12 protein-coding genes are annotated in these 13,758 nt (G+C 52.2%); 4 read left to right on the top strand and 8 right to left on the bottom strand.

The features are described from left to right. Positions 1–36: 36 nt before the first annotated feature. The 4 genes from ACO0LH_RS06700 to ACO0LH_RS06685 form a co-directional block, all read right to left on the bottom strand. The gene (locus ACO0LH_RS06700; RefSeq protein ID WP_422940254.1) at positions 37–2,217 is read right to left on the bottom strand and encodes a M3 family metallopeptidase; all 2,181 of its coding nucleotides are present in this window, start codon (positions 2,215–2,217) and stop codon (positions 37–39) included. 155 nt (positions 2,218–2,372) lie between these two features. Beyond that, entirely contained in the window at positions 2,373–2,504 is a 132-nt protein-coding gene (locus ACO0LH_RS06695) for a hypothetical protein (RefSeq protein ID WP_422940253.1), read from the bottom strand. Between the two features lie 30 nt (positions 2,505–2,534). Continuing rightward, positions 2,535–3,755 carry an MFS transporter gene (locus tag ACO0LH_RS06690; RefSeq protein WP_422940252.1) on the bottom strand — a complete coding sequence of 407 codons (1,221 nt, stop codon included), beginning with the start codon at positions 3,753–3,755 and terminating at the stop codon, positions 2,535–2,537. A gap of 129 nt (positions 3,756–3,884) precedes the next feature. Then, positions 3,885–5,798: a GAF domain-containing sensor histidine kinase gene (locus ACO0LH_RS06685; RefSeq protein WP_422940251.1), complete on the bottom strand. Its 1,914-nt coding sequence runs from the start codon at positions 5,796–5,798 to the stop codon at positions 3,885–3,887. Positions 5,799–6,036: 238 nt separating this feature from the next. Here ACO0LH_RS06685 and ACO0LH_RS06680 point away from each other — a divergent pair, with 238 nt between their 5' ends. The 3 genes from ACO0LH_RS06680 to ACO0LH_RS06670 all read left to right on the top strand — a co-directional run bounded on the left by ACO0LH_RS06680 (position 6,037) and on the right by ACO0LH_RS06670 (position 8,853). After that, on the top strand, positions 6,037–7,542 hold the full coding sequence (locus tag ACO0LH_RS06680) for an AlkA N-terminal domain-containing protein (protein ID WP_422940250.1): 1,506 nt from the start codon (positions 6,037–6,039) through the stop codon (positions 7,540–7,542). Between the two features lie 40 nt (positions 7,543–7,582). Beyond that, positions 7,583–8,110 (top strand): methylated-DNA--[protein]-cysteine S-methyltransferase, encoded by a 528-nt coding sequence (locus tag ACO0LH_RS06675; protein WP_422940249.1) that lies wholly within the window; start codon positions 7,583–7,585, stop codon positions 8,108–8,110. A 179-nt stretch (positions 8,111–8,289) separates the two neighbouring features. Further along, positions 8,290–8,853, top strand: a complete 564-nt coding sequence (locus ACO0LH_RS06670) for a phasin family protein (RefSeq protein WP_422940248.1) — start codon at positions 8,290–8,292, stop codon at positions 8,851–8,853. Between the two features lie 96 nt (positions 8,854–8,949). Here ACO0LH_RS06670 and ACO0LH_RS06665 read toward each other — a convergent pair whose 3' ends face one another. After that, positions 8,950–9,333 (bottom strand): hypothetical protein, encoded by a 384-nt coding sequence (locus tag ACO0LH_RS06665; protein ID WP_422940247.1) that lies wholly within the window; start codon positions 9,331–9,333, stop codon positions 8,950–8,952. A 233-nt stretch (positions 9,334–9,566) separates the two neighbouring features. Here ACO0LH_RS06665 and ACO0LH_RS06660 point away from each other — a divergent pair, with 233 nt between their 5' ends. Then, the gene (locus tag ACO0LH_RS06660) at positions 9,567–10,742 is read left to right on the top strand and encodes an acetyl-CoA C-acetyltransferase (protein ID WP_422940246.1); all 1,176 of its coding nucleotides are present in this window, start codon (positions 9,567–9,569) and stop codon (positions 10,740–10,742) included. Between the two features lie 192 nt (positions 10,743–10,934). Here ACO0LH_RS06660 and ACO0LH_RS06655 read toward each other — a convergent pair whose 3' ends face one another. The 3 genes from ACO0LH_RS06655 to ACO0LH_RS06645 form a co-directional block, all read right to left on the bottom strand. Further along, entirely contained in the window at positions 10,935–12,089 is a 1,155-nt protein-coding gene (locus ACO0LH_RS06655; RefSeq protein WP_422940245.1) for a HupE/UreJ family protein, read from the bottom strand. Continuing rightward, positions 12,086–13,276: a tetratricopeptide repeat protein gene (locus tag ACO0LH_RS06650; RefSeq protein WP_422940244.1), complete on the bottom strand. Its 1,191-nt coding sequence runs from the start codon at positions 13,274–13,276 to the stop codon at positions 12,086–12,088. The genes ACO0LH_RS06655 and ACO0LH_RS06650 overlap by 4 nt, the downstream gene beginning before the upstream one ends. Before the next feature lie 158 nt (positions 13,277–13,434). Further along, complete coding sequence (locus ACO0LH_RS06645) at positions 13,435–13,707, bottom strand: hypothetical protein (protein ID WP_422940243.1); 273 nt, start codon at positions 13,705–13,707, stop codon at positions 13,435–13,437. Positions 13,708–13,758: the final 51 nt, after the last annotated feature.

Raw genomic sequence — 13,758 nt, 5'->3', positions numbered from 1 at the left:
CTTTGTTTTTGATGACTGAATCGCTTATTCGGTAACTTATTGTTTTGGTTCGGCTTTCAAACCGCGACGTATCAATAAAGGATCAATCTTGGGATCGCGTCCACGGAAAGTGCGGAACGACAGCAAGGGGTCAATACTGCCGCCTTTCGATAGCAGTTGCTGGCGGAACCAGTCACCATTCTTGCGGCTCAGGCCACCGTTTTCCTTGAACCATTCCACCGTTTCGGCATCCAGCACTTCACTCCATAAATATGCGTAGTAGCCGGCAGAATAACCACCGCCAAAGATATGCGAGAAATATGTGCTGCGATAACGTGGTGGCACAGGCGCAAAATCAACGCCAGCCTGCTTCAATGCCGTTGCTTCAAATGCCAGCGCATCAGTCGGTACCTGTGCCGGTGTCAACTGGTGCCAGCGCTGGTCGAGCAGAGAAGCTGCCAGGTATTCGGTTGTGGCGAATCCCTGGTTGAATTTATTGGCTGCGCTGACCTTGTCGACCAGACTCTGTGGTATCGCTTCACCAGTCTGGTAGTGCTTGGCATAATTTTTCAACACCTCTGGCCAGGTCGCCCACATCTCATTGACCTGGGAAGGATATTCAACAAAGTCACGTGGCACGTTGGTACCTGAAAAACGCGGGTACCTGACTTGCGAAAACATGCCATGCAGGGCATGACCAAATTCATGGAAAGCTGTACGTACTTCATCAAAGGTCAACAGCGTCGCCTGACCAGCAGGCGGTTGCGGGATATTGAGATGATTGGCCACTACCGGGTGCGTGCCGAACAGGCTGGACTGTTCCACATAGGCATTCATCCAGGCACCGCCGCGCTTGGTATCGCGTGCATACATATCGGCGATGAACAAGGCCAGGCTTTGGCCATTCGCATCAAACACTTCATAGACTTTGACGCTGGGCTGGTAGACCGGCAAGTCTGTGCGTTCCTTAAAGGTAATGCCGTACAGCTTGGTGGCCGCAAAAAAGACACCATTTTCCAGCACATTCTTCAATTCAAAATACGGGCGCAACTGGCTGTCATCAAAACTGTATTTCGCCTTGCGCAATTGTTCTGTGTAATACGCCCAGTCCCAGGCAGCCAGTTTGAACCCGCCTTGCTGCGCATCAATCAGCTTTTGCAATTCCTCTGCTTCTGCTTTGGCATTGTTGACAGATGCCGGGGCCAGTTCGCTCAACATCTTATTGACTGCCTCCGGAGTCTTAGCCGTTTCATCTTCCAGGCCATAGGCAGCATGGTTGGCATAACCGAGCAAGACGGCACGTTCAGCGCGCAGCTTGGCAAGAGCGATGGCAACCTGGCGATTATCAAATTCACCCCCGTGATTGCCGCGGGCTGTTGATGCTTCATGCAGGCGCTGGCGCAGTGCACGGTTGGCCAGGCTGGCTTCAAATGGCTGGCCAGTCGTGTTCATCAGGGGGATGACATATTTCCCTGTCAGGCCACGTGCCTTGGCGGCTTCCGCTGTACCGGCGATCTCATCCTCAGACAGGCCTTGCAGGTCTGCCTTGTTATCGACAATGATGGCCGACGCATTGGTCTCTTTCAATACATTCTGGCTAAATGTCGTGGCCAGGCTCGCCAGCTTGCCATTCAGTGCCTTCAATTTAACTTTGTCCGCATCAGACAAGTTGGCACCCGCACGGACGAAGTCAGTGTAATAGCGTTCCAGCAAACGATAAGATTCTGCATCCAGTTGCAGCTTATCGCGTGCTTCATATAACTTACTGATACGCTTGAATAATTTACTGTTCAGGAAAATCTGGTCCTGGTGGGCGGCCAGTTTGGGCGACAAATCCAGCGACAGCGCTTCTAGCGCCGGATTGGTATTGGCACCGGTCAGGCTGGAAAATATATTGGAAACCCGGTTCAGCATCTGGCCGGCGCGTTCCATGGCCACGACCGTGTTCTCAAACGTGGCAGGAGCGGGGTTATTGGCAATCGCAACGATCTCTGCCTTTTGCCTGCGCATGCCTTCGGCAAAGGCCGGGGCGTAATGCTCGTTCCTGATTTTGTCAAAAACCGGGTATTCAAACTGTAGCGTACTGGCGCTGGCAAAGGGGTTAGCCGTCAGTTTGCCGGTACTGGCTGCCTTGCTTGTTGTGGCTACCGCTGCGGATGAATCAGAAGAGTTGGCCGCCTGGCTGGATTGAATTGCCAGCGCGGAGCCCAACAGAACGAGCATCAAATGTTTATTCATAGGGTTTTCAGGAATGGATGGGGAAAAAAGACACCGGTTTTCAAGTGAAAACACAGTGTAGCAGACCTTAATATATTATAAGCATGCAGATGCGGACCTGGTCGCCAGACATAGGCGCGGTCAGCAAATTGAAAAAGCGAGGGGCCGGCAAATACCTAACAAAGAACGATACGGTTTGCCAGGTCCAGCACAAAAGAAGGTTGCAGATACGCCAGAAAAGTCAGCGCCAATACCAGGGCCAGCAGTATGGCCCAGAGTAGTTGCGAGATTTTCCGGCGTTTTATCATGACGAGCTTACGAGTTCAGAGATGGCATCATCAGGCAATGGCTGCCTCATTGCGGACAATAGGTTTTTCGCTGATGGGCAGGTTCACCAATGCAGCAAAAATACCCAGTGCCAGCACGATACCCCAGACCATGTCGTACGCCCCGGTTTTTGTATAGATATAGCCGCCCAGCCATACGCCCATGAAACTGCCTACCTGATGCGAGAAGAATACAAAGCCCGACAACATGGACAGATATTTCACGCCAAAAATGCCAGCAATGATGCCATTCGTCAGTGGCACGGTAGACAGCCATAACAGACCAAGAGCCGCAGAAAAAGCATAAATGGAATATGAGGATAAAGGTGCCAGCAGGAAAAGGCCTATGACTACCGTGCGCGACAGGTAAATCGTCGACAGCAGGTAAGGTTTGGAAAACATGCCCCCCAGTTTGCCGGCGTAATACGACCCAAAGATATTGAACAAGCCTATCAGTGCCAGGGCAAAGACGGCGACATTGGGGTCAAGAATGCCCTTGTCTTTCAGATAAGCAGGCATGTGCACGCCAATGAATACCACCTGGAAACCACAAACGAAATAGCCCGCTACCAGCAGCAGGAAAGGTTTATAGGCAAAGGCTTCCCGTATTGCCTGGCTGATACTTTGCTGTGGCCCGGTTGCCTGTTCCAAAGCGGGCTCACGTAATTTCCAGGCCATCGGCAGCATGACGATAACGACCAGGGCGGCCAGCATGTAAAACGCATTTTGCCAGCCAGTGTGTCCTATCAGTTGCTGCTCAATCGGCATCATCACAAACTGGCCGAACGAGCTTGCTGCTGAAGAAATACCAAATGCCCATGAACGTTTTTCCAGCGGTGCGGTGCGCCCGATAATGCCGCTGACAGCACCAAATGAGGTACACGCCAGTGCCGCGCCGATCAGCACACCCGTACCCAGAATGAATACAGTCGGCTGATCTATGAAAGCCATCCATAGCAAACCACCTGCATACAGGAAGGCCCCCAGCACCACCATTTTCATGGTGCCAAAACGGTCTATTGCCATACCCGCAAAAGGCCCAAACACCCCCCACATCAGGTTTTGCATGGCCATCGCCATCGAATACGTTTCCCTGGTCCAGCCATGCGCCTGCGAAATGGGTTGCATCCACAGGCCAAAGCCATGCCTGACCCCCATGGCCAGCGTTAAAACGAAACCGCTGGCAATCAGCACGGTTTTAAGGTCAGGGCTGCGTTGAGTAGTCATGGTCATATGCACTTCAGAAATAAGGAAATACGTAAATTCAACTTAGTGTAGTGCAAACTGAAAAACCATGTGGACTGTTGCTTCGACCATGACATGACCGGTCAGTGTCAAGCTGGGTGATATGGCGCCACAGCATCAGGCTTCCAGTGGCAAGGTCAGAATAAACCGCGTACCCAGGCCAGGTATGCTTTCTACCTCAATGTTGCCATGCATGATGGATGTCGCCAGATTATGGACGATGCTCAAGCCCAGGCCGCTGCCGCCATGGCCCAGTTTGGTCGTGAAGAAGGGATCAAAAATTCTGCGCAAATCGCCAGTTTCTATGCCCTGGCCATTATCTGAAAAAACCAGTTGCACCTGACCATCCGTGGTCTTGTGTGCCCGCAATTGCATCTTGCCGTTTTCCCTGTGTTCAAATGCGTGCAACAGAGCATTGTTGACGAAGTTGTTCAATATCTGGCCGTAGGGGCCAGGATAACTGTTCATCTGTATATCGTCAGGAATCTCGATATCAAGCGTATGGCCGCGTTTGTGGATCAGGCTATGCAGCGTGCGTACAACTTCCATCGTCGTTTGCTTGAGGTTGAAAGTCCGGCGATTCTGGCTGGTCTGGTCTGCGGACACCTGCTTGAAGCTGCTCACCAGATCGCTGGCGCTCATCAGATTGCGGACTAACAAATCATTGGCATTGTTGATTGTTGCAGAAAAATTATTCAGGTCCGAACGTTTCAGGCTATTTTCATCAAGCTTTTTCAGAAAAATGGCCGATTGTTCTTGCAAGGTAGTGGCCGTCAACAGACTATTGCCTATCGGGGTATTCAATTCGTGGGCAACACCGGCGACCAGCGCCCCCAATGCTGCCAGTTTTTCCTGGGAAACAAGTATTTGCTGTGCCTTCAGCAATTGCTGGTAGGTATCTGCATTTTCTATGGCAATCGCAGTGTAAGCCGACAGCATGGTCGCAATGTCCAGATGAACACGCTGGAAAGCATTTTTCTGTGTACTCTGGATAGCAATCACGCCTGTTGTCCTGTGCTTGATGATCAGCGGCGTATAGATATGCGACAAGGGGATGATTTTCTCATCTTCAGAAAAATAGGCACTGTCAACCGTCAGTTTATTGAGGCCCGCAGCGCTGATGAAATTTTGATATTCAGTGTGGATATCACTGATGAAAATCTCTTTTTGATGCTTGATGCACCAGACCGAAAGCAAATCCTCGTCCCTGGCGTCACGCACATACGGCAACATGCGGTTGCCGCGTAAGATGTTACAGGGAAACTCTATGCTTTCCTGTGCGGGGCGATACAGGCCTACGGCAAAAACTTCCGCCCCCATCAAGTCGTGCACATGCCGGTACAGGATTTCGATGATGGTTTCCCTGTCCAGGCTGGAAGTGATTTCCCTGCCGATTTCACTCAGACGAAAAATCAGGCTATGGGCGTCCTGCAATTGCGTGGCTTGCTGTTGTAATTGCGCTGTACGTGCACTGACCCGTTCCTCCAGTTCTTTCTGGATTTTGGCATGCTCTGCATGACTCAGGGCCTGCTGTACCAGCACAGCGATATGGCTGCCAAACAAGACTTCGTCGCGTGACCAGTGTCGTGTCGTTCCGCTCTGGGCAAAGCACACTGTTCCGGCACATTTGCCGTGCAGGCGCACTGGGATGGCCATGAAAGAAACGATAGATGCCAGCTGCTCTGCTCCAAACAGCATCGCTATTTCGCCCACGGCAGCAGGCGTTTGCCCGGCATGTGAAATGAGGCTTGCCTCATTTTGTTCCAGTGCCTGCATTAACCACGGCAAACGGCTGGTTTCAAGCCGCATCTTTTCGTCTGCCAGGTGCAGTCCAGCCTGGGCATGGCAGTGTAATAGCGAGTGATTTTCGTCGAGCAGCCAGATCACTGAAAACCCGGCATCCAGAATGTCCAGTGCATTTGTGGCTATCAATTGCAGGGCGACCGCTGGTTCTGCCTCTTCCAGCAAGCGATTTGAAGACAGGTCCAGCAAGCGCTCTATCGCTGGCTTTTGTGAAAAGACACCTGTCATCTGTATTCCTCAAAAAGCAGGTAAAACTGCATTTCAACGCTGGCCAGATGTTGATGCCCTGGCGTGTCCTGTGCGCCAACATCGATCATTGGGCAGGGAACTGAAGCCCGATTCGTTTGTCCGAAAACGGCTAGAACACGCAGCCGCTCTCGCGTATAACTACACCTGAAGATAGTAAAACAAATTGACAGAGGGGTGGCGTATTTTTACCTGCCCCGACAATCCCAGAGTGGCAGCGATGGAACAAACACAAAACCAGAACAAGATTTTCCCTGAAGCAGGTGATGGCCTGACGCAAAAACAATGCTATTACCGCGCACTGGCGGCAAAGGACAGTCGCTTTGACGGCATCTTTTTTACCGGTGTAAAGACCACGGGTATTTATTGCCGTCCGGTCTGCGGGGTAAAAACCCCGCGCGAGTCGTCATGTGAATTTTTTAACAGCGCGGCAGCGGCAGAAGCCGCCGGTTTTCGCCCTTGCCTGCGCTGCCGGCCAGAACTGGCACCGTATGCGCTGCAACAGAATCTCGCCCACGCGGTCTGGCAAAGAATAGCCGATGGTGCTTTGAATGAAACCGATCTTGAGCATTTTTCAGAACAGGTAGGTTTGTCGTCACGCCAGCTGCGCCGCGTCATGTTGCAGGAGTTTGGCGTCACGCCGGTAGAACTGGCACAAACCCAGCGCCTTCTGTTTGCCAAAAAACTATTACAGGAAACCCAACTGGGCATGGCTGAAATTGCCTTTGCCGCTGGTTTTGGCAGTGTACGCCGCTTCAATGCCCTGTTTTCTGAACGTTATCAAATGGCACCAGGCTCGATACGGCGTGCTTCTGATGCCGGTGGTGATGGTGTCGGCCTGCGCCTTGCTTACCGTCCACCTTATGCCTGGGACGCAGTGATCGCTTACCTCGCGGGCCGTGCCATGCCCGGGCTGGAAGCCGTGATAGAAGAAAAGGGCGGCAAAGCCTATGTACGCAGCGTGCGCCTGGATGGCATTGATGGCTGGTTGAAAGTCGCTCACTTGCCAGACAAGCAGCAACTCAGCCTGCAAGTTGCGCCTGCGCTGACGCCAGTACTGATGCCCTTGATGGCACGTGTCAGGCAGCAGTTTGATGTGGAAGCCAATCCGGCCGTCATCCAGAGCCATCTGGCACTGGACAACGTGCTGGCTACACAAATCGCCCTGACGCCGGGTTTGCGGGTGCCAGGTGCATTTGATAGTTTTGAACTGGCCATTCGCGCAGTGCTGGGCCAGCAGGTCAGCGTGGCGGGGGCCACCACGGTGGCTGGCCGTCTGGTTATGCGCTTTGGCACGCCAGTGACGACACCGTTTGCGGCGGTCACCCATCATTTTCCTTCACCGCAAACCATCGTTGGTTTGTCGATAGACCAGCTGGCTGGCATAGGCATACCCGGTGCGCGTGCGGCAACCTTGCAGCATATTGCCCAGTTTGCGCTCGATGGCGGTTTGCAGCGCAAGCCGGCAGGCAGTTCGGATGAAACCGTCGCCAGATTGAAAACCGTGCGCGGCATCGGCGAATGGACAGCGCAATATATCGCCATGCGCGCCTTGCGGTTTTCTGATGCCTTTCCGGCAGGCGACTTGGGTTTGCAAAAAGCGGCTGCGCAACTGGCTGATCCGCCTGAAACCCGTTTCACAGAAAAACAATTGCTGAGCCGTGCCGAACCCTGGGCACCATGGCGCGCCTATGCCGCGTTATTGCTGTGGCAATCCCTCAAGTAATATCAAGTAATAGCTACGCTTATTAAAAATGGAGAGAATCATGCACTACATCAATATGACAAGCCCGGTAGGCACGCTGTTGCTGGCGGCTACTGATATAGGTCTGGCAGGTGTTTATTTTGAACATCACAAGCATTTTAAAGGCAGCGAAGGCTGGCACCTGAACCCTGAACATCCTGTCTTGTTGCAGGCCAAACAGCAATTGGACGAATACTTTGCCGGCGAGCGGCAAGTCTTTGATATACCGCTTGATCTGTCTGCCGGCACCGCATTCCAGCAAGAAGTCTGGTCAGCCTTGCGTGAAATCCCTTTTGCCACCACCCAGAGCTATGCGTGGCTGGCGCAGCATATACAGCGTCCACACGCTGTCCGGGCGGTGGGAGCAGCGAATGGCCGTAACCCGGTGTCCGTTATCATCCCCTGTCATCGTGTCATAGCCAGTTCCGGCGCACTGACCGGTTATGCCGGTGGCCTGGAAAATAAGCAGGTATTGCTGGAACTGGAAGCGAGGGCAAGCAATAAACAAGTTTATGGGAGTTCTCAAAAGCAATTATTCAGTCTGGCCTGAGGTAGACGCTAATCGTATATGAAATGTCATTTAAGTAATTTTGGTGCGATGCACAAAAAGTGCTTGACCTTTTGAATTCTGCGTGTAAAATCGTGTTTGTTGCGGTGCACCATTGAAGAAATTATGGAAGGCGCTGCCGATATGTTAATTCCACCTAATTCCTTTTACCGGAGAATGTTATGACGACCAATACACCAGAACAATTTATCGCTACAACCAAAGCTAACCTGGAAGCCCAATTCGCTTCCCTGACTTCCCTGAACAAAAAAGCATTTGAAGGCCTGGAGCAGTTGTTTGCCCTGAACGTCAATGCTGCCAAGGCAAGTTTCGAAGAAGGTACTGCTGCCGCCAAACAACTGTTGGGCGCTAAAGACCCACAAGAATTTTTTGCTTTGACTGCTGCACAAGCACAACCAAATACAGAAAAAGCACTGGCTTATGGCCGTCACCTGGCAAGCATCACAACAGCGACACAACAAGAATTCACTAAAGCAGTTGAAGCGCATATCGCTGAAACCAATACTAAAGTGATTTCCCTGATCGACGAAGTGACAAAAAATGCACCAGCCGGTTCCGAACAAGCTGTAACAGCATTGAAATCTGTTGTTGGCAACATCAACGCAGGTTACGAGCAGTTGTCCAAAACAACCAAGCAAGCTGTTCAGACTCTGGAAGAAAACCTGAGCAAAGCAACTCAGCAATTCACACAAGCTGCTGAAAAAGCAACTGCTAAAAAGAAGTAATCCCTGAGCCATGATCTGTTTCAGCAATGAAACAGATCAGACACCGGACTTATTTCAAGACAAAACCCCGCAAGAAGCTTGCGGGGTTTTGTTTTTTCAGCCTGATTTTCCAGGCTGGCGTAATAAGTAAATCAGATACAGCACGACACAGGCACCGTCAAAAAACGCGGCGACATGCAAACCTTGCAAAGCCGGTTCTGACCAGTTCAACATGACCATGGCGACCAGGCCCAGTTTTTCTGCGTCAGCCGCCATTAAAATCGCCTGACGTGCCTGGGTATGCCGTATGGCGTAGAGTATCAATGCCCCGACCACAAACGCCATCAGACCCCAGTGACGGGCAAAGAACAGGCCGGTTACGTCACCAACCTGCATGCCAGACGCCTGCAGGAACAAAGTTGGCGCGACAAATTGCAAGCCTGCCAGCATGGTGCCTATGCCACTGACGTACAAGATAATGCGTATGGTTTTCTCGTTCATGTCTACCTCCCGGTTTCTGCCACTCTTTTAGCCGATAGTGCACCGTATCATCATATCCAGAATAGATAAACGACAACAGTACTTTTGGCGTCTGTTTGGGCAAATGCCTGTCTTTGTGCCAGTAGTGGTAAGCTAGAGGATGTAATCTATTCTGCAAAATCCGTTCGATCAACTTAAGCTCTCAGATCTTTCACACCCTGGGTTAGAACCGGGGACAAAACAGGAGAATTCACATGCAAGACGTCGTAATCGTAGCTGCAGGCCGCACGGCAGTAGGCAAGTTTGGTGGCTCTTTGGCAAAAATCCCTGCTTCTGAACTGGGCGCAATCGTCATCAAGGCCCTGCTGGCGAAAACCGGCCTCAGTGGCGATGTGATCAGTGAAGTGATCCTTGGGCAGGTACTGACAGCAGGGGTAGGCCAGAACGCGGCACGCCAGGCTGTCATCAAGGCTGGTTTGCCAAATATGGTACCGGCATTCACCATCAATAAAGTCTGTGGCAGCGGCTTGAAAGCAACGCATCTGGCGGCGCAATCCATCAAGGCGGGTGATGGTGACATCATCATCGCCGGTGGTCAGGAAAACATGAGCGCATCACCACACGTGCTCAATGGTTCGCGTGATGGTTTCCGCATGGGTGACGCCAAACTGGTCGACACCATGATCGTTGACGGTTTGTGGGATGTATATAACCAATACCACATGGGTATCACCGCAGAAAACGTCGCCAAGAAATACGGTGTCACGCGTGAAGAGCAGGATCTGTTTGCCCTGGCATCACAAAACAAGGCAGAAGCTGCGCAAAAAGCCGGCAAGTTCAAGGATGAAATCATCCCGGTTGAACTGGTCAGCAAAAAGGGTACGACCGTATTTGACAGCGACGAATTCATCAAGCATGGCACCACACTGGAATCGCTGGCTGCATTGCGCCCGGCCTTCGACAAGAATGGCACAGTGACGGCCGGTAATGCGTCCGGCCTCAATGACGGTGCCGCCGCAGTTGTCATGATGACTGCCAAAAAAGCCGAAGAACTGGGCCTGCCGGTACTGGCCCGTATCAAGGCTTATTCTTCTGCCGGTGTCGACCCTACCATCATGGGCATGGGCCCGGTACCTGCTGCACAGTTGTGCCTGAAAAAAGCGGGCTGGACACATCAGGATCTGGATCTGATGGAAATCAATGAAGCCTTTGCTGCACAGGCGCTGGGTGTCAACAAGGAAATGGGCTGGGACACCAGCAAGATCAACGTCAATGGCGGCGCGATTGCCATCGGCCATCCTATCGGTGCATCAGGTGCGCGTATCCTGGTCAGCCTGATCCATGAAATGATACGCCGCGATGCCAAAAAAGGTCTGGCGAGCCTGTGTATTGGTGGTGGCATGGGTGTGGCGCTGGCGATAGAACGTTAAGCCAGACTGAACAGCCAGATGATTGACCCTGCTGGTTTTTTCAGCAGGGTTTTTTTATTGCCTGTTTTTCTATCATCAAAAAATATGACGCTGTGGACTGACTTGCTATCTGATTGAAACCAGGTTTGCCACAAACTTATGCATCAAAACTGAGTGAATTCCTGTTTTGCCTTGGGTACCTGCTTGCGCATCCTAGGAAATAAGCCGCAAATTAAATGCGCGTTCAACAAACCAGACCAGCGCGATGATGACGATCAGTATCGAGCCTGCCTGCACGATGGCACGCTGATACAACCAGTGGCGGCGGAGTAAAAAAGCCAGTGGCAGAAATGCAGCGACTATCGTCAACTGCCCAATTTCCACGCCAAGATTAAAACCCACCAGTGCCAGCACCAGGGCAGATTGCGGCAAGCCCAGATCCGCCAGTACGCTGGCAAAGCCAAACCCGTGTATCAGGCCAAAACTGAATGCGACCAGCCAGCGACGCCCCTGTATGAGTGGGAACAGGTTATTCAAAGCTGCCAGTATCACCGATGCGGCAATCGCTGATTCGACGAGGCGCGATGGCAGCGAAATCATATTCAAAGCGGCCAGCGTCAGCGTGATCGAATGCGCAAGCGTGAACGCTGTGACGATTTTCAATACATCCATGGCCGCCGTCTTGAAATTGGCCGCTGCCTCCCATTTACCCATCCTAAATACCAGTACCGCTGGTAACAGCAAAGACAGCAAGAACAATATATGGTCGAAACCTATCCAGATATGCCAGACGCCATGTACGAGATAATCGGTAAATTGTTGTAGCTTGTTGACCTCTGATACCGTCAATGTCTGGCTGCTGTTTTCCGGGCTGAAGATGGCGGTGACATTGTGACCATCCTTGTTCACCAGCCGCAACAGCCCCTTGTGTTGAAGATCGATGTCAAAAAACAGCTGGTACTGGACCGTGATTTTATCGGCGCTGCAAGGGCTGTCAAACATCAGCACGGTATAGGCACCATCGCTATGCTGGTCTATCAGTTGCGCGCCTGCTGTCAGCGGACAGGCTGTATCACCGGCAGTCAGTTTCAGTCTTGCCAGCGCGTAGGCGGCGATATCGGCATGTTTGTTGCGCACTTCATCCCAGGTCAATTCGCCGTTACCATCTTCATCGAGCCCGATGGCGAAATCAAGGTCACGCAGGGCGATGTCCCACTGGCCATGTATGCCTGATTGATCTGTATGCAGGGTCAGGTAACTGTCGCTGGGTTTATGGGCATGCGCAGGCAGGCTGAACAGGCTCAAGAGCAGGCTGAGGAACAGTGCCTGCAACAAGCCGGAGCAGGATACTTTGAAGACAGGCATCATGGTTTCGCTTCCAGTTTGGCCAGCACGGTTTTCAAACTGCTGTCCTCCAGTTTATTTTGTTTTAACCACGCAATGGCTGGTGCTGCCGCCTGCGGATTTTGTGCCGCAGCTGCCTCAAGCAAGATGCGCAGGTCAGCCACCTCCTTCTGGATGTCCCAGTTCAGCAGTGCCAGTTTCAATGCAGCAGCAGGGCGGTTTTTTAATTGCAGTTCGTAGCGTGCCTGTTCGCGCTGGTGCACAGTGTCACCGCGCAGGATGGCGGCGTCAAAACGTTGGTCAAGCAGTCTGATTTGTTCTGCCGCAGCCGGAGATTGTTGTGCCTGCAGGGCCAGTGCATAACGCAACAACAGTGCGTCGACTCTGGTCTTGTTTTTTAACAGTGTCACGACTTCAGCCGGCCTTTGCTGGTCCAGCAAGAAATCGGCATAGGACCCCAGCAAATAACTGTCTGGTACAGCCAGTGTCAGGGCTTTTTTATACCAGTCGTCAGCAGTTTTTGCATCACTCAGCCGGGCCGACATTTCAGCCAGCAGGGTGGCGACCCAGATTTTTGTACCGCTATCCGTATCGGTACTTTTTTTGTAGGCGGTACTCAGCGCTGTATAGCTGCTGGCGGCCTCACCGTTGAGGCTGCCGACATTGTGCAGGCAGGTCAGCGTGATCAATTCCTGTGCCAGCGGGTATAAATGCATGCAACTGGCCTTGGCCTGGGCGAACTGACCCTGCACCTGCAATACAGTGGCACGCGTCAGCCAGGCCTGGGCATTGTTCCTGTCCTGCTTCAAGACGCTGTTGAGGTCGGTCAGCGCAGCGGGAAACTGGTGCGTACTTTGCAATATGGTGGCACGCAATACCAGTACTGATATCGGTGGGGCGGGCAGGTTCCACCAGGGTTTCAATGCAGCCTGGGCATAGCCCAGATAACGCGGGTCACCATCATTGCGGGCAGTGTTGATATACGCTTGCGCCAGTTCTGCCGCTATCTCATGGTCGCCCGGCTTTTCTGCCAGACGTTTGCGCAGTTGGGCAAATTCACGTTGTACCGGATCGGTGCGCAGGGGGAGTTGTTCCAATACCTGTTTGCCATTACTGGGAATAAACGGTGTTGCCTGCGCGCATGAGCCCACCATGCTGAGTGAGATCAGCAAGGCAAAACAGGTAAAACCGGATTTCAGCTTTGAGTGCATAGGGAAACATTGGTGAAATGAGTTCTGCATCAAGCCGGATAAAGTTCCAGAGAGCTGCATTTTTAAATTTGGGGGCCCAGCCATTTGTATAAATACAAATTGCCGGGCCCGGTCTTATTGCTGCATTGGTTTCGTTACTTTGACTGAGCCAGCCTGATTCAGGTGATCGTCGCCGGTTCAGTCGTTTCCGGCACCGTCACCGTGGCCGAATCGATCGCCTGCGGTTCTGCCGTGTCCGAACCCGCCCCAATCAGGTTGAGCACGTATTGCGTAAATGTATCGATAACGGATGTACCTGGTGTGGTGGTACCGGTGCCTGTTCCGGTAGATGGGGCAGTCGTGCTGGTGCTGGAACTTGAACTGCCACCGCAGGCCGCCAGCATGAGCGTCAGCACGGTGCCGGCGATCATGCAATAGTGTTTTGCTTTCATCATTTTTCCTTGAAAGTGTTTAACTTCGTCTGATGTTGAACTGAGTTTGTT

This window comes from Undibacterium sp. TJN19 (assembly GCF_049339485.1).
GTDB lineage: Bacteria > Pseudomonadota > Gammaproteobacteria > Burkholderiales > Burkholderiaceae_D > Undibacterium.
Note: the sequence above shows the minus strand (reverse complement) of the source record. Positions and strands in the feature narration are given on the sequence as shown.

Excerpts from the sequence above, each read along its gene's own strand:
- ACO0LH_RS06685 (WP_422940251.1), bottom strand. The coding sequence starts at position 5,798 with ATGACAGGTGTCTTTTCACAAAAGCCAGCGATAGAGCGCTTGCTGGAC.
- ACO0LH_RS06695 (WP_422940253.1), bottom strand. The coding sequence starts at position 2,504 with ATGATAAAACGCCGGAAAATCTCGCAACTACTCTGGGCCATACTGCTG.
- ACO0LH_RS06655 (WP_422940245.1), bottom strand. The coding sequence starts at position 12,089 with ATGATGCCTGTCTTCAAAGTATCCTGCTCCGGCTTGTTGCAGGCACTG.
- ACO0LH_RS06690 (WP_422940252.1), bottom strand. The coding sequence starts at position 3,755 with ATGACCATGACTACTCAACGCAGCCCTGACCTTAAAACCGTGCTGATT.
- ACO0LH_RS06670 (WP_422940248.1), top strand. The coding sequence starts at position 8,290 with ATGACGACCAATACACCAGAACAATTTATCGCTACAACCAAAGCTAAC.
- ACO0LH_RS06645 (WP_422940243.1), bottom strand. The coding sequence starts at position 13,707 with ATGAAAGCAAAACACTATTGCATGATCGCCGGCACCGTGCTGACGCTC.
- ACO0LH_RS06650 (WP_422940244.1), bottom strand. The coding sequence starts at position 13,276 with ATGCACTCAAAGCTGAAATCCGGTTTTACCTGTTTTGCCTTGCTGATC.
- ACO0LH_RS06680 (WP_422940250.1), top strand. The coding sequence starts at position 6,037 with ATGGAACAAACACAAAACCAGAACAAGATTTTCCCTGAAGCAGGTGAT.
- ACO0LH_RS06675 (WP_422940249.1), top strand. The coding sequence starts at position 7,583 with ATGCACTACATCAATATGACAAGCCCGGTAGGCACGCTGTTGCTGGCG.
- ACO0LH_RS06665 (WP_422940247.1), bottom strand. The coding sequence starts at position 9,333 with ATGAACGAGAAAACCATACGCATTATCTTGTACGTCAGTGGCATAGGC.
- ACO0LH_RS06700 (WP_422940254.1), bottom strand. The coding sequence starts at position 2,217 with ATGAATAAACATTTGATGCTCGTTCTGTTGGGCTCCGCGCTGGCAATT.
- ACO0LH_RS06660 (WP_422940246.1), top strand. The coding sequence starts at position 9,567 with ATGCAAGACGTCGTAATCGTAGCTGCAGGCCGCACGGCAGTAGGCAAG.